The organism is Ruegeria sp. CF1 (assembly GCF_056537445.1).
On sequence record NZ_JBQFRN010000021.1, the window covers coordinates 1 to 22,719 of the forward strand.

A 22,719-nucleotide genomic window follows, 5' to 3' on the forward strand; every position below is an offset into this window, starting at 1 on the left:
ACTTTTGTGCGGATCTTAACGAAAACAGGTGGGTCAATTTTATTCGCTCATAACCCACCTAAGTGGGTCAATTTTGCATGCCGATTCACAACCTCCTGAACGTCGCGAATTTCCCAGTCAATGGCTTGGTGCGAAACTGTAAACTGAAAAGCGTGACTGTGAATGTCTGCTTCGGGCTGCCATCGGCCGATCCGTACACCGCAGAGAATGATCTATTAGAGCCCATTTTGACCGATGCTGCGCGATGTCCTAATGACAGCAATGCGCAGAAAGCGGCCTTTGCAAAGTCTAACGAACGGCCCAAAGCGTGGTAGGCCTGTTGTGTTGAAAACCGCTGAAATCAACCCAAAGCGGACGACGAAAAGATGGCAAATCTGCAAAGGTTTTTTGCGTTTTCCTAACAGCGGCTACTCAATTGCCTTGCGAAATGTCTCGGTCAGCCGTTTGTTCAATCCGTGATGAGGTTCGGCTGAAGAACCGTAGTGCAACTCCGCCAAGGCAGCGATGTCATTGAAAATGACCACGGAGCCGCCCTCTTCATTCGCATAAACCAGTAGTTTTTGGCAAAAGGCATCCAAACCAATTGCTGGAAAGCCCGCCATTGCCACGCCACCGGGTGCTGGTCCGCCGAACAGCAAGAGAACCGTATCCGGTAGCGCCACCCCTAGTTGGGAAGCTTCGGTCGCAAAATCGATTTCTCCAAACCAGACAGTATCGTCCTGCCCCATCACGGCTGTCCTGAGACGTTCGACTGCCTCTGGTACGCTGAGCTGAGATCGCAGTTCGATGATGCCATAGTTAGTATTCAATCCGTTGGTCGGCGCTGGTGCTGCATCTAAGTCCTTAAGAACTTCGAGCAACTTGCTCTGAAACGAATTCAACGCCTGGGTGTTGTTCAGATCATGCCGAACTTTGATAAACTGAGAGTCTGTGTAGACGATCTGCGGGCGACCATCCTGATCGAATGAAAGAACGCGAAACGGAAGGTCCAGACCTGCTCGTACGTTCTCTTCCAGTACAGGTGTGTTTATCTCCGGATCAGAGAAAATGAGTACACGAGACGCTGGCATTTCTACGCCTTCGGCTTTGGCCAGACGCGAATGATCTATCGATGCGATTGGAGTAGCTCCCGCTTCGGCAACGGCAGTCTCAATCCCTAAGAAGTTTTCGTCCACCGCAGTCTGGCCAGATGAAGATTGTGCAAAAGCGGATGTCGAAACTGACAGAGTTGCAATCATCGAGAAAACAAAGCCAAACCTCACCATTTTACTACTTCCTATTTCACCGTACTTTTTTAAGAGAAACCGCCGCCAGAGCTGCAAAAGCTATCTCGGCTGCAAGATAAAAGAGAAGTATCCCGTTCGGAACTCCATCGATAAGGATGCTTAGTATGCGTCCAACGGCCAGTCCTGACATAAACAAAAAAAGAACCCACAGCGCGGGGCGTTGTAATTCTGGTTTTGAAGCGGCTGCCAACCAAAACAAAGCGTTTGCCAGATAAAGACCCATAATCGCTCGGAAGACATGCGTCTGATTCGTTCCTTCTACCGGGAAGCCCAGCAAAACTGGGATCGAACTGCCTGGCATCAGACCATACGATAACGCAATTGGCACGAGACCAACGGCAGCAAGCAAAAGGACTAATCTAGCACTCATGGAGGCCTCCTTTTGGTAGAGGTTTTGCTTTTTTGCATAATTACCAATCGGTTTTTGGGGCATCCGATGATCCGAGCCGGATGCCCTCGCCACTGTCAGAAAAGCGTATTGAATGCCTCGCTTCTTCTACTGAGAGATGCCGCCTTCGGTTGATGTTTGTTCCTCAACATGGTCTTGATTGGCGACCGGCTTCCCGCGCGGAGGGAACTCCTCGAAGGTAGCGAGATGTGCCTGCACTAGACGGGCGGCTGGACCGAATGCCCACATTTTCTCGCCCATCCAGCGGACGTACATCCCGCTTTCATCCGCAGCTTTCTCATAAGGATCGCGGCGAAGGTTGAAAAGCAAGGGGGCGACCAACTCTTCCTTCGGGCCTGACCAGCCATGGTTTTGAACGACAAAGTGCGCTTTCCAATCGTTGTAGCGTACTGCTTGGAGGTCCGTACCCTGATAGTAGATCAGCTCGCGGCGATTGCTCTCTTTATCCTCACCTGTCAGGTAAGATAGTTGGTTGTAGCCATCGAGATGCACTTTATAGCCTTCATATCCCTCTAGGAGCTTTTCTCTTAGATCTGTCGGACCTCCAGCCGCTGCTACAAATGTTGGCATCCAGTCCATTCCGCTGAAGATGCCGTTCAAGACTTGACCTTCAGGAATTTTGCCCGGCCAGCGAATAATCGCAGGAACTCTAAAGCCACCTTCCCAGGTAGTACCCTTTTCCCCATGAAACGGTGTCGTACCACCATCAGGCCACGTCAGTGTTTCCGGGCCATTGTCGGCGGTGAACATCACTATGGTATTATCGGCAACTCCTAGATCCTCAAGGTGGCTGAGAACGTTACCAACGTTGTTGTCCAACTCCTTCATGACAACATCCTGAAGTCCGCGCCCATTGCCCAACATAGCTTCGTATTCGGGGCTGAGGTGGGTCCAGACGTGTGCACGGGCTGGAGCCATCCAGACAAAAAACGGAGTGTCCGACTCTACTGCACGAGAAATGAAGTCCTTCGTGTAAGATGTCACTTCGTCATCCAAAGTCTTTTGGCGCTCAGGAGGCGCAGGCCCGTCATCAATAATGCGCTGCTTCCCGACTTTTCCAAATCGCGGGTCGACTGTTTCGTCTACTTCCTCTGTTGCAAATGAATGAATGATGTTGCGAGGCGCAAATTGCGCGTTGAATTCTGGGTCGTCTGGCCAATCCGGATCAGACGTATATTCCATAGCATTCAAGTGATACAGCCAGCCCCAATACTCGTCGAAACCTTTTGTAGTCGGTAGGAACTCATTGAGATCGCCTAGGTGGTTTTTTCCGAACTGCCCCGTCGTATACCCCAACTTTTTCAGGAACATCGGAAGCGTTGGGTCATCTGGGTTTAAACCTATCGGATCTCCCGGCAGTCCAACCGTGTGCATACCAGTCCGTATTGGCAATTGTCCGGTCATGAAAGCTGATCGACCGGCAGTACAACTTGGCTCGGCATAATAATCTGTGAGACGAGCACCCTCAGAGGAGAGGCGATCCAAGTTCGGCGTCTCGATGCTTTTGACACCTCCGTGGTAAACGCCGACGCTCGCCCAACCCACGTCATCTGCCATGATGACAAGAATGTTGGGCGGGGTATGTTCGTCGGCCCAAGCTCCAGTGAAAGCAAAGCAGACGGCACCCGTTACTGAGATAAGCTTGTTCATTAAGACCTCCCGACTTGGTACTTCTTACCAACCATAGGAAAAACATCGGCTTAGAGGAACGGTCTGATTTGTTAACTTTTTGGGCTCAGCACCTTGGTGCAAGAAATTTCTTCGACCAAAAAGCCCGCCAAGCCGGAATTGCAAAGTCCTGGGTTGAATGTCCGGTTTGGGCTGGTTGCGGTCAACCATGCTCATCGTAGAGACTGGTGGTACATAGTTCCGCAGAGCAGTGCTGGGGAAATGCTTATCCGGGGCGCTTTGGTTCCTAGCAGGAGAGGCGCTTAGAAGAAGCACGCACTACTACAACGACAGTCGCCATAGACTTCTTATGTCAAATTTTGGTTAATGGCGGCAGGTAAGCTGTACTAGCGGTCTGGGTCTGTATCGAGCTTGCCCCAGAGATCATCAACCATATCTGAGAAGCCATCATTCGAGGCCTCCTTGGGCAGTAGACCAGCTCTTCGCCGGCGTTCGACCTCGGCCATTAGTTCTTCCTCTGTGGCTGATTCAACCACATCACATCGAAGAGTTTCAATCTCGTCCGCTGTCCACGACTCAAATTTGTCAGCGTAGAAGCCTAGGGAATACGGCTCGTCATCAGACATCTGCTTGATCACAGCATTCCAATCGTCATTCTGGTTCGATTCCTTTTCTATCCACTCGTCTGGTTCGCGAATGGACTCACGGATCAACGACAGCAGCTTTGCCTGAGCGCTTTTTTCACCAGCACCAGTCCCTGCAAGCCAAAGGTCTGCGATCTTGCGAACAAGCGACCAAACAGTTTGATTTCGTGGGTGGTCTTCGATTCTACCGCCAAGGCCTCGTTCTTCAACACCGAGCTGTTCAGATGCCCTCTCATTCATGCGGATATCGTAATCAGACACGTCAGCCAGATCTGAAGCGTTCTCAGCAATGGCTCGAGCGACCTCGTTTTCGCCGACATAGACAACCACCTTCAACATCCCGCTACCCCTTCCTTCGCCAGTTCATCACTCGGTCCAGGTAGCTGTAGTCCAGGTCTCGCATGATCCTTCGAACTCGCTCTGGGTCGACTTCGCGATCTTTTCCGGCAGTTTGGACGATGTGTCTGACGTAGATCGCCAACGCGACAATGATCACGGCGGATAAGATCAAGCTGATATGCTCCGCCCCCATCACTAAGTCTTCTTCCTTGGGTCTTCGATCCCGAGGTCGTCGAACACGTTGCCGCTACCATCAGTGATCTCGACATCATCGTCGTCAGTCACTAGATCCCAGGTGTTCTCTTTGACCCATTCATCCCGCCATTTGGGCGCATCGGCCGGACGCTGTGCAAAATCGGCGATTTGCTCGAAAATCATTTTGCGCAATGCAAGCCAGACCTCCGGACCCTCTTTGCGACGAGCTTGCAACTCTGCGATCAAGTCATCCAGAGGAACATCCTGTAACGGGCGCCCGAAGATCTCGTCTTCTGAAAAATCATCTGTCATCGCTCAACATCCTCGACACTGATCGTCAAGACTAAGATCTTGTTTGGTTTTACAGTGATCTCTTTTCCTTCAATCTCTCGAAGTTTGCCGTTCACCAAAGTCTCACAGATCACGAAAATTGGGATTTCCTCTTCTGTAGTCTCGTCACTCATCTGGTTTACCCTGCGGATCAGGCACCTTTCGCGACCGGATCTCATCCGAGGTAATCGGCTTGGTTAGTTTTGCTCGACCAGCCGCAATTTCAGCCTCCCGAAGCCTAAGCAAACGCAAGGTTTGTTCATCCAGCTCAACGTCGTCGTCATCACCCATCAGACTTCTCCCGAGTATAATAACAGTGAGAACAGAGCACTTGAGACCTGTCGGCTGTCCGAACGATGTCACCAACGTGGCCACACTCTTCACACGTCACGCCGCATCGAAACTTCATCCAGTCAGCGTACTCCTGAATGAGATCGTGGTATCGACTGAAACCGATGGAAATCTTGCCATCCTGGCCTTTCTTAATATTCGAGATCTGAATAGTTCCGGGGTCCAGTGCCCTGAACTCCTGACTGAAGGAAAGCTTGTGGAGTGCTTGCGAAATCACTACGAGCCAGCCCTTTCCGACCGCAGGAACAAGAGATGCGCAATCCGGGGAAACGAGGTCTGGATAGTTTTCCACAATGTCCAGCCTCAGGCTGTCGGGCCAGGATTCTTCGGCGCCCTCAAATCGCCGGCGCAGAGCATCATTGTAGCACCAGCTACAAAGCGTCGTCACAAACCCAAGGATGCTCTGGCGTTGGGCAGAATTAGAACAACCTTCACAGGTATGCTCAATCTGATCGACACGCCACTGGATCTCTTCACTCGTAGCCTGGTTGCAGCCCGGGCCCTCATAGACGCGCAAGCCTCCCCATTTCTGTTTGATCTGAACGATGGACGGGCGTTCATCACCAAACAGGTCGGGCTGCTCGTCGATCAACCTCTTCACTTTCTCAAGTGCAAGCGTAAGCTGCTTCGCCCACCCGGCACGATGCTCACCAAGCTGCTTGAAGACGCTTCCATGAATATCGTTCCAGTCGACAACACTGCTCATCACTGACCTCCGGGCGCGCGCCTCTTTGAGATCGTGTGAAACCTCCGCCATAGCAGTCATCATACGGTCGACCACTTCGCGGTCATCACACTCGACATGCAGACCCTCGGTCGACCATGTGACGTCAGAGACGTGCGGAGCTGGGTAGTTGGGCGCCATCACCAAACGCATCTCTTCGGCGTACCAGGCGTCAAATGAGCGGAGATCATCTGGAGCTCCATGGTCCTCGATCACACCTCGAACCTTTCCCCGGAATTCCTTCCAGCTCTTTTCGACATCATCCATCAGTCACATTCTCCAGAACTTGGTCTTGTTGAGATGGAAGACCCCTCTCGAGATCTGGCAAAGGGCAATCGGCGAGACATGACCGGTGGCCAGCGAGCCCGTATTCATGAGCTTCCGGGCGTAGTCCTCATCATCGTCGCCTTCGATAATTTTATTGAAGATCACTTGTTGTTCGGCGGTCATCACCAGTCCTTCTTCACGCACGCGGGGCACCGATTACGGTCATCCGTTCGGTCGATCTGACCGAAATAGCCACAAACTGAGCAGGTCATTTGATCCCGAACAGGATTTTTCCGAACGCCAAAGAACCTCTTCCTTTCAGGGTGGCGCTTGCTCGCGACATCATGCGCGCACCAACAACACAGGGTCGTGTACCAGCCGTTCAGAAGTTGGGTCTCAGCAGCGTTTGAGCATCGCTCACAGGTACGATTTGCTCGTGCAATCGTGGTGGTGATCATCGACTGGATGTGTCGATCATCACACCTGTGGTAGATGCGGAGCTGTCCCAGCTTCTCCTTGATCTGGAGGACAAAGGGGTAGGTGGCACCCTTCAGATCGCAGTATTCCTTAACCTCTGTGAAGAGCTTTGTGGTCAAGCCGGACCAGCCTTCGGGTGTGCGTCCGAGGCTCTCCTCGACCGATTGCTTGATGTCGTCGAAATCAATTGCGTTCGTAACTTCGTCCGCCATGTCGGACACCTCCTGAGGATGGTAGGAGGCGTCGGAATCGAACCGACTCGTGCACTCTAATCTGGAGCAATTACAAGGATATAAGCCTCGCCCGCATACCAATGCTGCCTCCCACGGATTTCGCGTGGGTTATCGACCTCAGGCCGATATTCGATGGCAGTGGATGCGTTTGTTCGTCATGAAACGAAGCTGAACCAGTTCGTATGACCATGTCAAGACGGAGTGTGCTGCACTTCGAAATTCACCGCGTAGTTCCGGGAACCTTCTAGCTTAGCGTGTGCCAAAAAGAATGAAGTCACTTATTTTGCGTTCCAACCACAGTGTCGAGTAGCTCTTAGATAGCGAAACGATTCGATCCCCTATGATCCGGACGCGAACTCAGAAACTCCGTCGATAGTTCGCTCTGAACCGACGCGCGTCTTTTGATCTGCGTCTGATGCGCTCTGTTCTGGAAAAATACAAAAGTCTTGATCTGACCAAACCTCAGCGGCAGCATTGACCTGTATCTTTCGAAAAATGGAGATCCCGGTTGCAAGACCTTGTAAGCCTCATTCCATTTAGCGTCTCGAGTCATTTGTGATGATACGTTCCTCACCTGAATTACTGGCGGTTTCGAGGCGTTGGTATGAAATACTCAGAACCAAGAAGAATACTGATGAGTTGCAGAATTTTCTGTCGAAAGCAGATGAACTAAGGTTCGTTGGAACTGGCGAAGGTGAGTTTTGGAGCGGGCGAGCAGTTCGCGGTGGGGTTAGCAGCTTTTTCGCGGAGATTCCGGCACCGGTCGTTTTCGAAGAAGTTGAGGCGGAAGCCTTTGAAAACGGAGAAACGGGATGGTCGTCCTTCGTCCATAAGATTCAGTTTGTCGGCTTTGATGAAGCCGTCTTTTATCGCACTGTCCTAATTTTTGTCTTGGAGGGAGCGGCTTGGAAGATCATTAATCGCCACGCTTCAGTGCCAACGCCAAATATTGAGCTCGTGGGTAAAGAACAGCCGGCCATCCAAAAACTGGTCGATGCTGCGCGTGAAGAGGGACCCGAGCTGATCCAAACCGAAGGTTTAGCTTCGGTACTTTTCACTGATGTGGAGGGCAGTACAACTTTAGCGGAAGCGTTGGGTGATCAGCGTTGGTCGGTGCTGATCGAAAACCACTTCCAAGTCTTATCGGCGATCATTGAAAAGCATAATGGCCAGTTCGTTAAATCCCTTGGAGATGGAACGTTGTCAGTCTTTCCGTCCGCGAAAGAAGCACTAACGGCCGCTATCAAGATTCAGGGGGCCATTGCATCGGCATCCGCGGAGCCATCTTTCGGTGTTCGGATTGGGATTCACACTGGTGATGTCGTGCAATCTCGTGGAGACTTTTTCGGTACGGTGGTCAACAAAGCGTCACGCATAACGACCGTTGGTGCGGCAGGCGAGATACTCGTTTCAGATGCGACTCGCGCCATGGTCGGAGGACGAACTGATTTTTCTTTTTCTGAAATAGAACCCAGACTCCTGAAAGGTCTACGCGGTCACCACGTCTTGTATCGGTTGGATTGGCAAGATTAAGTGTTGGGGGGGCCGTAACTCCGGTAAATCGCCTAGTCTCCTTGGGGAGCAGCACCGCAAGTTGTTTTGAGGTTCGCACCACAGCTCACATCGCCAGCAATTCCCGATGAATGGCGACCATTGCCCAAGTGTCGCGCGTACAATACGCAACGAGATCAGAATAGACCTTCTCGCGCGATGGATCATCCGGTTCGGTCAGTGTTACGTCCTTCCAAAGGCGAGACGCGCTCGCCCCCTCTTTGATGTCCAGATCATCGTATGAAAGTTCTGGCAAAAACGCTGGAAGAACAGCCTTGATAGAGGCGCTTCCCTTGAACGTGGGATCGTTGATCACTTCATCCGCAAACGGCTTCATCAGATCTACAACGCGGGCGTTTAGGCCTTCCAGGAACTCTGCATGCTCTGGATAAGTTTCCGCCATTTCCGTATTGCGCGATTTCTCGAACGGAGCATACCAAACCACTACAGAGCCAACGTTTCCTATGTCCTTACGAAGCCTTTTCAGCAAGGCTGGCATCGGGTTACTGGCGTCTCGGTGGAGATACTCCCTGTGCTCAATTTCTCCGCCAGGCTCATGCTGGACATGCAAGGAATACTGGAAAGCCACTTGCTGATAGGGACGCGTTCCATCCCAGGGTGGCAGCAAACTCTGAGATGTCTCGTAGTCAAAATAGTGAACCGGATACACAATCTCGCTCAGAAACCTGCTCAACTCCTGATGATCGATTGTGCGTGCACCGTTCGCCACTGCTCTCAAGTAGCGTTGTGTCGACTTGCCCAACACAGATGGATCAGTGATCTCGTCAATCTTTGTGATCCCATTTGCGATGAGTTCCGAGGCTTTTTCCGCGTTCATGAACGGAAGGCGGTGAATGCTGTCTTGCACGATTGGAGGGTCGAGCTTTTCGCGAATGTCCAGCCATTCACCGTAGGATTTAAGGCGCGCTCGTTCGGGGGATGGATCAGGCATCGTACCACTGGCAACGACGCTCAATGCCTGATCAATCCTAGTGCGTGTTTTTTCGAGCTGCTCAGTCACCGCATCCGTGATGTCAGTGATGCTGACAAGCTCTTGCGGATTGATTTCGCCATTTCTGAAGTAATCACGGTTCACATGTGCCACTTCGCAGCGCGAAATGGGGAACCCGGCTGCCTCAAGCACGACACGCTGGAATGCGAGATCAAAAGTGTGTTCGGGCTTTGCAGATGTCCCGCTCTTGATCTCTGTCAAAACGTACCCATCGCTACTGCGACTCACGATGTCGGAGATGCAAGTTATGGTTCCATCTTCATAGCGTCCCTGTGCCACGGCGTTCGCACCATCTCTCCAAGCATCCAGAGTGCGCGCGGGCAGAGCCTGGTATTCTGAAAAATCTGAAAAGCCGAGTTTTATGAGATCACCAAAAAGCTCCTCTGCATAAGGTTCAAACGCGTGCCCCTCGTCAAAGCGTGCTTGCAATGAGGGGTCAATTGGCGGCAACAGATGCCCGGCGTGTTTTTTGATCCATAGCCAGGCAGGGTGCCTGAGAAACATCATGTAATCTGATTTGGATAGCATCGTGTAACTTGCATCCCAGAATTGATGAAACCAGTGGAAGACCATCATGGTCAGCTATTGAGAGCAGCTTTTCTTTGGTGCAGTCGGCGTCACCACTCTACCAAAGCCTCATGTAAATCGTACGGATAGCTCGGTGTCCATCACGCCACCAAAACCGGCTGACCATTCTTCACCCGGAGACACTGGCCATGCGTCTGTCAATGTGCCGGTTGTAACCAGCTCGCCTCCTTGAAGCAAGTCGGCTTCGGAGAGCAGAGACACAAGATGAGCCAGGACTTCAATTGGGCCTCCAAGCGCGTTTTCACCTTTGCCGGACTCGATGGCCTCGGCGCCCTTGAACAATGCTACTGGCACCTCCGCCAAGCCGGTCAAGATATCATGCGTCGCCGCGATTTTGTCGCCAAGAATAAGGCAGCCGTGCAATCCTTGTGCTGCGATTGAATCTTCGACCGAGAATTTCCAGTCGGGATAAATCGATTGCACGATTTCAAATCCTGGAGCTACCCAGTCCACGCAACCTGCCAACTGCTCATTGTTCATTTCAGCCGTCGGCGCATGGCCAAGGCCTAGTACGATTTCTGGTTCAATCCTCGGTTCGGAATACCTTGCCAAGTTTACCGGCTGATCAGTTGAAAACAGCCCATCTGAGTGAACCGCTCCCCAAATGGGTTGATCCACACCATAAACAGGCCAAATCGTGCGGTTCGTGAAGCCGACTTTTCTGCCAACTCTTTCTTTGCCCAAAATCTCGCGGACACGACTAGCAATCGAATATGCGTCATCCAGCGATAGCTGTCCTGCCTCTGAAGACAGTTTAGGTATCTGCTGGGCAGAGGTCAGGGCATCAGCGATTGTCTTAGCGTTAGCTTCAATATCTCTTGTCATATTCGCATTATACGCGCCTACGGCTGGATTGCGATGCAATCAAGGTATTGAAGAACTAGGCTCCTCAATTCACAGGTATGAAAAACGATGCTAACTATTGGCCCATTCCCTAGGAGACCTGACATGACCAAACTTCGCCTTTTTGGTATCGTCATCCTTTTCCTTGCAGCACTAAGTGGGCTTTCAGAGCACCTGTTTTATGGCGGTGTCGATCCAAACGGCGTTCTGCAAGAAAGCTTCTTTTTGCCGCTGACTTTCATTCTCGCAGCAATTGGCATCGTTGTGCTCGTAGCTTCTTTGTTCCAATCGCGGCGTGACTGAGACGCGTCCGTCTGTTCCAAAACGCAAATCGGGTAATCTCCAGGATGGCGACCTCCGCCCAAGTCTAGGCAGGCCTCCTCAAATTGGTAACGTTCGACCGCACCTCCCGCTAGGAACATGCATAACCCGACCGTCAATACGGTGAGCGCCAACAGTATCTTCGTACTCCGTGTCATTTCTCAGTTTATTGTTTCATTCTCTTGATGTCAGTCAACCAGCTTTCAGATCTTGTCGAAAATTGGCAAGCTCTGAAACTCAAACTTCAAATTGGTTTCGTCGAGTTTCTGAATAAGGGACGCGCTCTCGATCAGATCAATCTCGGTCCAGAAGTTTTGGCCTACTAGCTTGAAAAGGTGCGTATCGGCGGAGCGGTGAGCATCTGCATTGATCTTAGCTTTCGACTCCGAAACCCAATGATCCATGCCTATACTCAATGGCGCTGTTCAGCGCCCATCAAGCTCGGGAAAATCGTTTCAAGGCTTGACCTTTTGCGATTGCTTCTACGCAAAGGTGGATTTGGTCGGAATGTAAAACCCGGCTTGTCTTGCCTCGCAGTAAATGCACGAGCAGGTCTGCATTGCGCAGACCTTCCCGTGTTGTGAGCTTGCTCAAATGCCACAACAAAAAATCCAAAAAGATAAACTTTGTTTTTCAAGTCCTAAGTTGAGGTAGCTTCGCTTGTACCGCGAGAGGAGAAAGTTGGTGACAAACAATAGGCCGTTCCCACTAAGTCGAATTGCTCAGCGCATCACTCTGGCGAATATCTCATTCTTAATCTTGGCGTATTTCTTACTGTCCGGCGATGCCCAGGCCCAAAGTTCGCAATCTTGCGTTGAAGTTGGTGCTCCGCGTCAAGAATACACTGCTGGAACAGAGACCATTCTTAGCGGGCAGACGATATCCTCTACTGTTAAATCCTGCCTGCCAATTCCAAACGGGCCCATCACGGCGCTTCTGATTGGTAATTCCACCATAACGCCTTCTGGGGAAATTGAGCTGTATGTCCCGGGGCAGAGTCAAAATCCAGACAGAGCATCGGTACTGACTTTGTTGAACGTCGATGTCGCGGCTGGGAGCGGCGACTTTGTTTCACGGGAGGCCCTGACGACGCAAATCAACGGCAAGCTACGGGTGAATATTATAGGCACTTCGATTGGTTCGGGAAGGTCGATGACATTCGCACCCGCCAATGGTGGAGACGTTGACCCTACCGAGGTGTATTTCCAATCAGACACGCCGTTAACTTACGATAACTTGACAGTAACAAACGCGACGGAAATCGCGTTTGGTGTGATCAACATTCAGACAAGAATTGCTCAAGCGTCTGATTTTACACTGACCAACAGTTCAATGACGGCCACCAGCAATATGGTGATCGGTGCTGGTTCAACACTTCGGCTTGACGCGTCCAGCAGCTTAACCACGGTCGATTTTGATAACTTTGGTACTCTGGCCGGCAACGGCACCGTGAACGCATTCAATTTCAACGTGAGAAATGGCGCTGTTCTTTCACCAGGCTCCTCGATTGGGACGTTGAATATTAATAGTGCAATTTCCTTCGATGCAGGGTCGACGATTTTGTCGGAAGTCGACCCCGCAGCGGCACAAAATGCGGATCTGGTTTCGTCAACAGACGCAGTCACTGGTATCAACAACGCCACCATACAAGTCGAAGCCGCTCGACCTGGTCTGTCTGCACAAGACTATGCTGCTGGCAACGACTACACGGTTTTTCAAGCTTCGAGTTTTGATGGAAACTCCCCAGCTCTTGTTGCCGGAGGTTCTCTGCCCGCTCTTTCCAGTCTGAGTATCTCAAATACACCAACTGTGGATGGTAGAATTGATATTGCGTTTTCGACCCTCCCTGTCTCGAGCTTACCGCAGCATCCAGCAGTTGTAGGATCACCCAATGCAAGCAGTCTCGCTGGTGCGGTGGCCAACACTGCAATCAAGTCACCTGGAACCATTCTGACCAACGGCACAACCTTGGGCAATGCAGTTAACACGCTTACCAATTCAGGTTTGGCTGGGTTTAATCGTGTGCACGCAGAACCCTATTCCTCCAATTTGACAGTTGGGCTGGAGCAACTTGACCTGATAACCAACACTGTGCTGAGCCACGCTGACTGCCGCAAGTATCAAGCGGTCGGCTTCAGCAATGAGGATCAACCCATTGCAACAGGCGAAATCGACTCGGCCCAGAGCCCGAGCGGCGCAATAGACTGCTCTGAACGGCGCTGGTGGATCGACACGGCCTATGTGAGCGGCGACGTTGAAGGAAGTAGTGGCCTTGGGACATTCGATTATTCGCTGGGCACCATTTTGGTCGGAGCGGATGTCGCAAGTACCGATAGAGGTGTGGTCGGAGTGTACGCAGGCTTGGGGACATCCTCCATGGATGAGCACGATCAAGTCGATCAGGACTTTTCGACCGACAGCTATTACGTGGGCGTCTATGGGCGTTCAACAACCGGGACTTGGGAGTTCTCCGGACTGATCGGTTACATGTTCGGTGAAACTGACGCCAATCGAAATAACCCTTCTGTTGATGGCTTTACGGGAGGCGAGGCTAAATCGGATTTGGACCAAGAGGGGATCCACGCCGGTATCCAGGCACGGAAGTTGTTTAACCTGGACAGCGGTGCAAGGGTTTCTACGGTTTTTGGATTGAACTACGGGCGTATCCAACAAGGTTCAGGCACAGAGACTGGCGGTGGTGATTTCAACTACTCGATTGGAAAAGCGAACGCAGAGTCTCTGGTCGCATCAATTGGGATTGACTATCAACAAGACTTCTTGACTGACAACGGGCTACTCACCCCAATCGCCTTTGCTCGATACGAATACGACTTCTTTGCCAACAAAGACAGTGAGCACGAAATCACAGTTACAAGCCCCTTGTTTGGAACGTTTACACAAGTCGGACAAAACCGAGGAGCAAACGGCTTCGTGCTTGGGCTAGGACTGGGCTATCAAATATCTGAGCAGGCCAGACTAACGGCAGGATACGGCTATTCGGTTCGATCCAATGGCCAAGAACATGGCCTAGGTGCAAACTTAAGTGTTCGGTTCTGATTAGGGTGGAGCAACGAAGAGGAGTGGTAAGTTAGCTGCAACAACTTGCGGAAGCTATCGTGGCAATGTGAGCGTCATTCTCTAGCGATCAAAATTTGGGGATATTAAAAACATAAAGCCGCGATTTCTTGGCGTCGTCTGTCAGGATATAGAGAAGCCCTCTGGTCTCATCGAGAGCGATCCCTTCGGGATGTTTAACTTCCTTTTGTTTGCCATCTTCTGTGAACGTCAAACTGATAGACTTTATGGACTTGGACTCTGGATCGTAGACGAAGATTTGACGGCCTTTGTCACTCACAATCCAAAGAGAACGTGAGGACGGGGACCATGCTAGGCCGCTCAAATCCAGTTCATCATCATCTACACGCTCGGAGATAAAACCTGCATCGCGGGCTAAAGGAATGATCTCAATAATTTCGTCTAGCTCTGGCGATAACACCATTAACAACCTTGGTTGTCCCTCAATCCCAACGAAGACCCGCCCGGATTCCGGGTCAACGGCGATGCCTTCGGGTCCCTTGTTCAAAGGGTTGCCGACGAGTAATGCAGCGGCGGCCGAGTAACCTTTAAGAGATGTGAGAGGGATTGTAGTTAGTTGAATCGGGTCAGTCGGGTGAACGACTAGAATTGATCGATCAGTTTCCTGAAGTACTAAAACAGACCCATCTTTTCGTGATGCGACGCCCTCCAGATCTGATCCCGCCAATGAAGGCAGCTTGAATGAGTTTCCTAATGCCCCGTCGATTCCAAGTAGGTGCAGTTTAGGTTCAGCGTCGCTTACTGACCATAAGAAGCCTTCCGCGTTGGACAGAGACAATCCGGAAGGCTCCGAGAAGCCTTCCGATTTATCCGCCACCTTGAATGAGTCGATGAGAGTCAAACCAGCACTCTCGGCGTAGGCAAAATCGGTCCAAGGCAAGAAGGCTGCCGCAACCAAGCTGGCCGTAAAAGCGAGTCGTCTAAGTTTGCAGAAACACCGTGAAATTTCAGCTTTTGACGAAAACACTCTGTTTTCTGTCATTGGATTCTCTCGCGCTTGGACCACATCCCTGTATCAGCGTTCGTATCACAGTCCGGATACGATGTCCGAAGAATGCACTGTAATCTCTTTACCTGATCCCGCCTGTTGCGATTGAATTGGACAAGATGTGCCTTTGGCGGAACGCAATCTGCTAGAGTAAGCAGGAAGGAAGTTAAGTTGAACAAGACTTTCCCCCTTGTGGCAGGGTTATTGATGGTGCTGTTGCCAAGTGCTGCGTTGTCACAAATCGACCCCGCAACCATGTTGGCCGGTACTTCAGAGTCGGAAATACTTATCGAACGACGTTGGACGCAGTTTCGTGGTAAACAGGAACTGTATTTTTTTACTCTCGACGTCATCGTCACTGTCATTTTGACTGGACTGATCGTTTATCACCCTGTGAGGCGGAGAGCCCGCAGAAGTGTCAGTGATATCATGATGCCCAGGCTGTTCTTCCTATACGCGCTTGTCGGCATGGCGGTTGGATTCTTGGTAGTCCAGCACGGATCAATGATCGGGTTCGTGATCTTTGGAATAGGAGCCCTGTTGAGGTTCCGATCAAATATGGATGACCCGGTCGACACGGTGGAAATGATTATAGTGACCGTGCTTGGGCTGGCGGTAGGGCTGGGCTTGCCCTTGATGGCCACATTGGTGGCGGTTGTATGTTGGTGTTTCATTTGGCTCGGTGGGCGAAACAAGGGCGTGGAAATTTCGCTCAAGGCTTCAGACGAAGAGCACTCATTGAAAGTCAGCGGAGCCATTGAAGCCATGGCCGCAGACGCTGGCTGGAAGCTGGTCAGAAGACACCACGTTCCCGGCAAATCTCGCGTTTCATTGCTTTTCATTACCTCGGGTGGATTGTCGGAAGCTCGGATCGAAGAGATGATAAACGATCTGGTCCCTGAAAAAGTTGAGCTGAAACTCAACCTCTAGTCATTTCACAAGGTCTAAGCGTTTCAGCACCGCATTCGGGGATCTGATCTCTTTCGGGAGCGATTTGAAGTTTACTGACCTTTCGAAATCAGGCCCTCGATATACTGCTATCCCAAACTCTCCACTTGGTTGGAACGTAACATGAGTGAAGCTGTGAGGTGATTTGACATTGTCACCAATAAGCCGTCGCGGGCCACCTCCCAAACAAGCTTGGGAAACATAAGCCACACCGTCTTTCCAGCCTGGGTAGAAGGCATGATGGTGGCCTGACAGATGCAGAACGACACCGCTTTCCAAATAGATTTTTTCAAGTGTTGGGTCACCGATGATTTCGTGTTCGCGCTGGATCGCGAAGGGCCAAAGTGGGAGGTGACTGAAAGTGACAACCGGATTTCCATTTGCACCCAGTTCCACAAGTCGGTCCTGCTGATCACCGGATAGCGGCCCTAAGGTCGTAGCATCCAAAGATGCAAACGTTACGCCCTGCATCTCAAATGCGTAGAAGAACGGGTAGTCATCCGAAACCAGGAAATCGACATCTGGCTTTCTTGGTGCCCATTCCTCTGCGTATATTTTTCTTTCACGCTCGAACCCTCGATAGGCGGAGGCATCATGGTTTCCAGGCGTGACCGCAAATGGAATTCCGGCAGCCGCTAAAGGATCTGATACGTCCTTGTGAAACGCCTTCCACATCTCCCTGACCTGTTTGTCTGACAAATTGGGAATTCGTTGTCCCGCGACCATATCGCCCGTCGAAATCACCAGATCGGGATTAATTTCGATTATCCGCTTAATCGCCTTGTCGACGCGCGCATCGTATTTTACCGAGCCATAGCTTCCGTTCAGATCCGATATGACGATGACATCCAATGCCGCCGCTTTGCAGGTTAGCAGAGCGGTCCAAATGAACACCGCAATAAGAGCAGACCACCTACGGTTCATAACAGTCCACAGCCTCTACCTCGGTGCCGTTTCTCAAAAAGAATGCGACAGGATCCAAGTCGAACATCAAATCGCCATTTGAACAATTGTCCTGGAGGATGGACGTTGCCAGCTGGGTGTTTTTTACAACTTGTGCAATCTGCCTATCTGACAACCCAAGGCTCTGCGACAGCCAGCCGTAGACGGGACCTCGAGATTTAAGATCATTATTCAAATAAACCAAGCGCCGATACGTACTTGGAGAGAAGTGTCGTATTTTCTCCAGCATTTGAGTGGACTTCGCGAAGTTGGCATACGCTACCCGCCCACCAGCATCGTTGTCGTTTAGATTGCTGCGACGGATCAATAACGCCTCGGCGGGAACATCTCCATCGTTTGGCTCATGGTGCTTGGCTTTCTTATGCTTCAGTTCTCCGTCTTCGACCCAATACCAATAGGGTGTGAAGTCTATGTTTCCCACGCGGTCCTGCTGGCTGAAGATGAAGTCGAGGAGCACGATCTCGGTAAGCTCTTGCATCCAAAAGGTCATTTGTTGGTCACTGACATCGGGACCGAGATCCTTGTTGATCATCCGGTCTTTACGGCCTTCTTTAACGCCCTCTGCAATTGCCTCTGGCATGGGTTTTGAAGAACGCAAAGCTAGGAAAGCGGGGGTTTCCTGGAAATCACGGTTTTGGCCTTTCCCCCATCCAGACTTGCGGGTGCCGTTGATTTCCGAACCGTATCGATGCCCAGGACTATCAAGCAGTACACCGTATATTTGCGTTCGATCCGAGGTGAACAGATCATCGGTTGGCTGGTATGAGTTTGGGTCGGCGTCAGCAGCTGCAAAGATCCGCCAGCCTTCATGGTTCATGCGCCCGCCATGAGAGCCACCAGAAATCGCAAGGCCAGGCTCTGCAACCTCGGAAAAATGCGTCTGGGCGTCCATGCTTCGCCAAACGGCGACTGGAACTTTTACAGTCGCGTCGAAATATCTGGAGAAATGATAGTAAAGCAGCGACGAGGTGGAAAAGGTTCCACTGGTGCCCTTTTGGTTCATGGTGGATTTGAATTTGGCCACCCTGTCCTTGGCTAGATCTTTCGCCGCCTTCCCCTCTTTGCAAGCGTTTCTCTCGAATTCAGAACGGTTCCCCGCGTAGGGTCCTTCCGAAATATCGTAGACGGCCATTCCTGGGCTGGTGCTCCAGGTTTTCGGGCAAATAGCAATTTCGGAGGCATAGAAATCGATCTCGCAATAGGCAGTTTCTTCCTCAAGATCGCTGTCCTTGTACTCGCCAGTCGGAACTTTTTCGATCCGAATACAGCGTTCAGTAATGCCGTTGGGACTATCAAATGTCGTGGCTTCACCCAGAACATCGTCGTTCGCCCACAAGGCAGTGGGTGCAATGAGAGCAAGTGACCCCAGAAGATTGAACTTCATTTAGATAGTCCTCCCGGTATCATTTAGGGCAAATCGCTGCCTGTTGTTCGGTGGAGATTTTCAACTTTGGGTCGACACTGAAGTTGGAGAACTTTGTGTCAATCCACTTGTCGCACCCGCCTGAACAAGGCGCCCCGTTTCGGGCATCATTCCAATAGTCCTTGGCCCTTTCTTCCGTCCAACCGCAAAACTGAACGAGCGCCATTGCCGACAATGCACCCGAGGAATGAACGCCCCACATGCAGTGTACAAGGACAGGGCCCTTTCCAGGGTTTTCAATCACCTCGTGTATGGACGCCATGACAGCACCGGGTCGGGAGGATCTGGCACTTTGATAGTCAAAGGATCCGTTTCCACAACTGGTGCGACCGTACTCAGTGTTTTTGCCAAAGTCGGCGTAAAACCCGGTGGAAAACCCTTCACCGCACAAAGTTTCGCGTTGTCCTTCACTCAGGCCCGTTCGGTCCTTGTCGCCGCCTTTGAAACCAGAGCGATACAATACTCCGCTTAAGACTGGGCGAAAGAAAGCGACGCCATCAACACCTCCGTCGCCGCCCTTTGATAGCATTTGACTGTTGCTTGGACCGCCGTTTCTGCTGGTTACGTCAGAATTCGCAGCGGTTGCGAGAACACCAATGAATATGAGGGACGTCAAAAACCGCATGCCAGTTCCTTTCTATTCTTAAGCGCTATATGCTCAAACTCTTCCCACTTGGTAATCTATTGGAGCGGCTCATTCTCAGCAGCCGTATCAAGTGCGCGATAGACTTTCCGACCTGAAGCTTTAAATCGGCCACACCAGATTGATGATAAAGACGACCACGAAGTAGGCCAGAAATACTTTCCAGTTCAATTGGTGTTTGTTTTCTTCGTTTATCACGCCGGCCGATTTCAAGGCCAGGTTTGTTACAATTAGAGCGACGATGGTAACCGCCGCATGTGCCAAGTCGAAATGCAAACTGAAGCTCCCTTTTGCAGATGTTTGATTGATGAAAAATGTGTCAGCAGTCACCTGATGGCAGCATAGTTACATCTGAGTACCTTCCCTCAGATGTCGTGATCCGAGCACATGCACCAGTATCTTTGTTAAACCAGTACGAGGTCAGCCCTTCGCTGCGGATGAGTTCAAATCCGAGACTTTGGATGCCCATTTCAGCTTGGCCCGCTCTTGCCCCTTCAAATGACGAAAGATCGCTAGAGCTGCCCACAGTTGGTGCACTTGCATCCACTGATCCAACACTGTCGTCGCATGCTGCAAGCGCTGTAATACACGCCGTGCCGATCACCAATAGGACCTTGGGTTTCATCTGTTTTTCCCTCGCTTGTTTGGACTTGCGTTCCAGGGTTTCTGATTGATCACCTATTCAATTCCGAAAATGACGTTGTAGTCGACAGAAGAGTTGCTGCGATTGATAACCTCCACAACATGATCACCGGATTGCCAAAGTTGTCCTCGATACTCTTTGTCCGCCGACATCAATCCTAACAATTCAGATCCATCAGGGTTACGAATAACATAGTCCAAGGAGCCATTTCGCGGCGCAACTCGGACGTAAAGAAACTGTTCGTTCTTTGCACCGAGAACATATTGCTGCGACGCTCCGGGCGCGAGTTCACCAACTAGTTCGGCGCCGGTGGAATCAGCATCGAATTTGACACGTTGGCTACCGGTAGAACCGGCGGCGCCTGCCACTGCTCCACCGCCATCATCCATCGCTTCGACAACCGACATCTCGCCGATGCTTCCATCCTTGTACGCGATGCAGCGCCAAAGCGTTCCGCCTGCGTCACGTAGCATGACGAGCGTACCCGCCTCTGAGAATTCTGAGCTTTCAATCGTACCTGATTGACCGTCTGGTCCTCCAACCTGCCGCAATTGGTCGATACACGCGTCATCGGCTTCTGACATTGCAAAAGCAGCAGTGCCCGCGATTGCGAACATGGGTGTGAGGAGTTTGAGTAAAACGAGTTTCATCAGATGGTTCCCTGTTGGCTTGTCCTTACAGTTTTGTTCCGTACAAAGCGGAACCTCACTTTGCTTCTCGTAACTTTGACAGAAATTCATCGCATGCCCGTGCGCTGCCGACGATCTCATCTGTCGTTTCAATTCCTTGCAGAGATGCCATCTCGGAATTTACGCGATTGAGGATTTGATCCGCTTGCTCGGCGGTGATCAGGTTCTCGGCTTGTGCTCCTTTCAATGTGGTGCAAACACCGGCGGACAAGCCTGTCGCAACGCCGACCCCCATTGCGGCCCCGCCACCCAAGGTCATCGCTCCAACCACGCCGAGGACGAGCCCGATCACAATTCCCAAGATTACTTTTCCCATGTTTTCCTCCTTTTGGGTGAGAAAGAGCTCCGCCTTCACTTCTGGCGCAAACTGCGTACCCATCTGCAAATCAAGACCAGCGCTAACAGGTTGAGCACCGGAACAATCGCCGCGAACCACGGTTTGGCTGACTCTGAGACCAAATCCACTAGAATTATCCAAGGCAGTCCCAACGGCAAAAGGAACACCCCGGACAAGGGGTCTCGTTCCTGTCCCAGCCAGCCAAATGTGCCCGTCAAGAATGCAATCAACGCCAACAGGTACAGGATCGCGAATACTATGGTGGTTATTCTACAAACCAAGTCGAGCCTTCCGCGGGGCAAGCCAGTGCTGCGCAGCCGATTTCGGCTACGCGGCAGACTACTCACAGTGCGCCTTCGTCGCCCAGAAACTCGATACCAGCTGTCGCGCCATCAGTGTAAGCAATGCAATTCCAAGGAGCACGGTCCTCACCAACACCGACAGTGACTTGTGTTCCAGCTTCGCTAAACGCGGATGAGAGCACAACGACTTGCGAATTGTTCGTTGTTTTGGCCACATCTCGCAAACACGCCTGCTGAGCGGGTGTGAGTTCGGCGGACGCACTGGATGTACCCGTGTCGTCGCAGGCCGCAAGCAGTGCGAAACAAGTTGCGCTCGCAATCATCACCATCTTGTTGATCATTTTCTTCTCCCTCTGAGTCTGTTGAAGTTAATGAATTTGAATGCGCTTGTTTGAGGCTCTCGCCTTTGGGCAGCCGACATAACAGACAACGTTCCTGTGACGACCTTTCCCAAAACTTGCCGCGGGGGGCTTGGCGGGCAGAGCACTATTACGTTGACTGCCAAGACCTCCAACAACGTGGGATGGCCGAATGAAATCACTGGCAAAAGCTAGAGCAAACTCTGGAAAGAGGGCGAGTACATTAAGTCTAAGCATCGCACCCTCCCAACGACTGATCCGTGTAAAGTGCCTTCCGGCTGCCAGCACTCACTCCAGCGGCCGGAAGGGCTCGGCGAAGCGAGCAGCAACGACAACAACGGAGGTAAAATGAAAGTTGCATCGAATTCGCATGTTTGAATCTAATTTTTTATAAATCAACATTTTTTCCGCGCGCAAACTTCGCTACCTTTTCATAGGATAGTTTTTTGGCGTTCAAACACAAAAGGAAGGTGGGAAAACCCAGAAGGGCAAGTCTGTTCTATTAGGTGGCGAGGCGTTCTGAGGCCGCACAGAAACTTAGAAAGGGTTGAAAATGGGGTTTGTGGAAGCAGTTAAAACGTGTTTCTCGAAATACTTCCAGTTCTCCGGTCGGGCTATACGCTCAGAATACTGGTGGTTCTTCTTGTTTGTGGTTCTCGTGAGTGCTGCTTTGGCTGTGCTGGATACGATCATATTCGGGACCGACCCTGAAACAGGGCAGGGATCTCGGGCTCTGTCCTCTTTTTTCCAACTGGCTGTTCTCATACCTATGCTGGCCGCCGGTTGGAGAAGGCTGCATGATACAGGACGTCCTGGCTGGTACTTGCTGCTGCCGATGGCGCTCAGCATTACAACGCTTTTTGTTATGCTGGGTGGGGTGGCGTTCTTTTCGGCATTGGAGCAAGGGACGGAAAACCCCGATGCATTGCGAGGACCCGCGGCAGTTTTGGGCGCGACCGGTATTGTTGTTGTCTCAATTCTTCAATTGGTTCTGTCCATCCTGATGATCTGGTGGCTGACGCGACCTTCCCAAGAAGGCGCAAACGAATACGGCGAACCTGTTTCCTGATCTGGTTGCCTAGGTAACGGGCCGGAATCTCTGCTGAATGACTGCGCGAAACGTAACACC

At 51.4% G+C, this 22,719-nt stretch carries 24 protein-coding genes and 1 tRNA gene; 5 read left to right on the top strand and 20 right to left on the bottom strand.

Annotation, left to right across the window (positions count from 1 at the left end; genetic code table 11):
- Positions 1-407 precede the first annotated feature (407 nt).
- The 11 genes from ACRZ96_RS20870 to ACRZ96_RS20920 form a co-directional block, all read right to left on the bottom strand.
- Entirely contained in the window at positions 408-1,322 is a 915-nt protein-coding gene (locus ACRZ96_RS20870) for a DUF302 domain-containing protein (RefSeq protein ID WP_480796270.1), read from the bottom strand.
- Positions 1,282-1,719, bottom strand: a complete 438-nt coding sequence (locus ACRZ96_RS20875; protein ID WP_480721035.1) for a DUF4345 domain-containing protein — start codon at positions 1,717-1,719, stop codon at positions 1,282-1,284. The genes ACRZ96_RS20870 and ACRZ96_RS20875 overlap by 41 nt, the downstream gene beginning before the upstream one ends.
- 63 nt (positions 1,720-1,782) lie before the next feature.
- Complete coding sequence (locus ACRZ96_RS20880) at positions 1,783-3,345, bottom strand: arylsulfatase (protein WP_170782225.1); 1,563 nt, start codon at positions 3,343-3,345, stop codon at positions 1,783-1,785.
- Between the two features lie 365 nt (positions 3,346-3,710).
- Positions 3,711-4,307 carry a hypothetical protein gene (locus tag ACRZ96_RS20885; protein ID WP_170782224.1) on the bottom strand — a complete coding sequence of 199 codons (597 nt, stop codon included), beginning with the start codon at positions 4,305-4,307 and terminating at the stop codon, positions 3,711-3,713.
- 195 nt (positions 4,308-4,502) lie between these two features.
- Positions 4,503-4,814: a hypothetical protein gene (locus ACRZ96_RS20890; RefSeq protein WP_170603678.1), complete on the bottom strand. Its 312-nt coding sequence runs from the start codon at positions 4,812-4,814 to the stop codon at positions 4,503-4,505.
- Positions 4,811-4,966, bottom strand: a complete 156-nt coding sequence (locus ACRZ96_RS20895; protein WP_170408639.1) for a hypothetical protein — start codon at positions 4,964-4,966, stop codon at positions 4,811-4,813. Before ACRZ96_RS20895 ends, ACRZ96_RS20890 begins: the two co-directional genes overlap by 4 nt.
- Positions 4,959-5,123 (bottom strand): hypothetical protein, encoded by a 165-nt coding sequence (locus ACRZ96_RS20900; RefSeq protein WP_170428341.1) that lies wholly within the window; start codon positions 5,121-5,123, stop codon positions 4,959-4,961. The genes ACRZ96_RS20895 and ACRZ96_RS20900 overlap by 8 nt, the downstream gene beginning before the upstream one ends.
- Complete coding sequence (locus ACRZ96_RS20905) at positions 5,116-6,174, bottom strand: hypothetical protein (protein WP_480815060.1); 1,059 nt, start codon at positions 6,172-6,174, stop codon at positions 5,116-5,118. The genes ACRZ96_RS20900 and ACRZ96_RS20905 overlap by 8 nt, the downstream gene beginning before the upstream one ends.
- 3 nt (positions 6,175-6,177) lie before the next feature.
- Positions 6,178-6,357 (bottom strand): hypothetical protein, encoded by a 180-nt coding sequence (locus ACRZ96_RS20910; protein WP_480815061.1) that lies wholly within the window; start codon positions 6,355-6,357, stop codon positions 6,178-6,180.
- On the bottom strand, positions 6,357-6,863 hold the full coding sequence (locus tag ACRZ96_RS20915; RefSeq protein WP_480504111.1) for a hypothetical protein: 507 nt from the start codon (positions 6,861-6,863) through the stop codon (positions 6,357-6,359). The genes ACRZ96_RS20910 and ACRZ96_RS20915 overlap by 1 nt, the downstream gene beginning before the upstream one ends.
- Positions 6,864-6,882: 19 nt before the next feature.
- A tRNA-OTHER gene (locus ACRZ96_RS20920) sits at positions 6,883-6,976 on the bottom strand.
- Positions 6,977-7,442: 466 nt separating this feature from the next.
- On the opposite strand from ACRZ96_RS20920, the gene ACRZ96_RS20925 reads away from it, so the two are divergent.
- A complete protein-coding gene (locus tag ACRZ96_RS20925; protein ID WP_480815062.1) occupies positions 7,443-8,417 on the top strand; it encodes an adenylate/guanylate cyclase domain-containing protein in 975 nt (324 codons plus the stop codon).
- A gap of 85 nt (positions 8,418-8,502) precedes the next feature.
- Here the strand turns inward: ACRZ96_RS20925 and ACRZ96_RS20930 are convergent, their stop codons facing one another.
- Positions 8,503-10,023 (bottom strand): DUF2779 domain-containing protein, encoded by a 1,521-nt coding sequence (locus ACRZ96_RS20930; RefSeq protein ID WP_480815063.1) that lies wholly within the window; start codon positions 10,021-10,023, stop codon positions 8,503-8,505.
- A gap of 60 nt (positions 10,024-10,083) precedes the next feature.
- Positions 10,084-10,899: a 2-keto-4-pentenoate hydratase gene (locus ACRZ96_RS20935; RefSeq protein ID WP_480815064.1), complete on the bottom strand. Its 816-nt coding sequence runs from the start codon at positions 10,897-10,899 to the stop codon at positions 10,084-10,086.
- A gap of 84 nt (positions 10,900-10,983) precedes the next feature.
- Here ACRZ96_RS20935 and ACRZ96_RS20940 point away from each other — a divergent pair, with 84 nt between their 5' ends.
- Together ACRZ96_RS20940 and ACRZ96_RS20945 are read left to right on the top strand one after the other, a co-directional pair.
- On the top strand, positions 10,984-11,181 hold the full coding sequence (locus ACRZ96_RS20940) for a DUF3955 domain-containing protein (RefSeq protein ID WP_170657922.1): 198 nt from the start codon (positions 10,984-10,986) through the stop codon (positions 11,179-11,181).
- Between the two features lie 702 nt (positions 11,182-11,883).
- Positions 11,884-14,256, top strand: coding sequence for an autotransporter family protein (locus tag ACRZ96_RS20945; protein WP_480815065.1), 2,373 nt, complete (start codon positions 11,884-11,886; stop codon positions 14,254-14,256).
- An 88-nt stretch (positions 14,257-14,344) separates the two neighbouring features.
- Here the strand turns inward: ACRZ96_RS20945 and ACRZ96_RS20950 are convergent, their stop codons facing one another.
- Positions 14,345-15,277 carry an SdiA-regulated domain-containing protein gene (locus ACRZ96_RS20950; RefSeq protein WP_480815066.1) on the bottom strand — a complete coding sequence of 311 codons (933 nt, stop codon included), beginning with the start codon at positions 15,275-15,277 and terminating at the stop codon, positions 14,345-14,347.
- Between the two features lie 177 nt (positions 15,278-15,454).
- Between ACRZ96_RS20950 and ACRZ96_RS20955 the strand changes: the two genes are divergently transcribed.
- Positions 15,455-16,213: a hypothetical protein gene (locus ACRZ96_RS20955; RefSeq protein WP_170567618.1), complete on the top strand. Its 759-nt coding sequence runs from the start codon at positions 15,455-15,457 to the stop codon at positions 16,211-16,213.
- Here ACRZ96_RS20955 and ACRZ96_RS20960 read toward each other — a convergent pair whose 3' ends face one another.
- The 6 genes from ACRZ96_RS20960 to ACRZ96_RS20985 all read right to left on the bottom strand — a co-directional run bounded on the left by ACRZ96_RS20960 (position 16,214) and on the right by ACRZ96_RS20985 (position 21,572).
- On the bottom strand, positions 16,214-17,083 hold the full coding sequence (locus ACRZ96_RS20960) for a metallophosphoesterase family protein (RefSeq protein ID WP_480815067.1): 870 nt from the start codon (positions 17,081-17,083) through the stop codon (positions 16,214-16,216).
- A 61-nt stretch (positions 17,084-17,144) separates the two neighbouring features.
- A complete protein-coding gene (locus ACRZ96_RS20965) occupies positions 17,145-18,578 on the bottom strand; it encodes a hypothetical protein (RefSeq protein ID WP_480815068.1) in 1,434 nt (477 codons plus the stop codon).
- Positions 18,579-19,362: 784 nt separating this feature from the next.
- Positions 19,363-19,590, bottom strand: coding sequence for a hypothetical protein (locus ACRZ96_RS20970; protein WP_171656736.1), 228 nt, complete (start codon positions 19,588-19,590; stop codon positions 19,363-19,365).
- A 348-nt stretch (positions 19,591-19,938) separates the two neighbouring features.
- Positions 19,939-20,553, bottom strand: a complete 615-nt coding sequence (locus ACRZ96_RS20975) for a hypothetical protein (protein ID WP_480815069.1) — start codon at positions 20,551-20,553, stop codon at positions 19,939-19,941.
- A 55-nt stretch (positions 20,554-20,608) separates the two neighbouring features.
- Positions 20,609-21,070, bottom strand: a complete 462-nt coding sequence (locus tag ACRZ96_RS20980; RefSeq protein WP_480815070.1) for a hypothetical protein — start codon at positions 21,068-21,070, stop codon at positions 20,609-20,611.
- Between the two features lie 202 nt (positions 21,071-21,272).
- A complete protein-coding gene (locus ACRZ96_RS20985) occupies positions 21,273-21,572 on the bottom strand; it encodes a hypothetical protein (RefSeq protein WP_480815071.1) in 300 nt (99 codons plus the stop codon).
- 571 nt (positions 21,573-22,143) lie between these two features.
- Here ACRZ96_RS20985 and ACRZ96_RS20990 point away from each other — a divergent pair.
- On the top strand, positions 22,144-22,659 hold the full coding sequence (locus tag ACRZ96_RS20990; RefSeq protein ID WP_480815072.1) for a DUF805 domain-containing protein: 516 nt from the start codon (positions 22,144-22,146) through the stop codon (positions 22,657-22,659).
- The last annotated feature ends 60 nt before the right edge of the window (positions 22,660-22,719 follow it).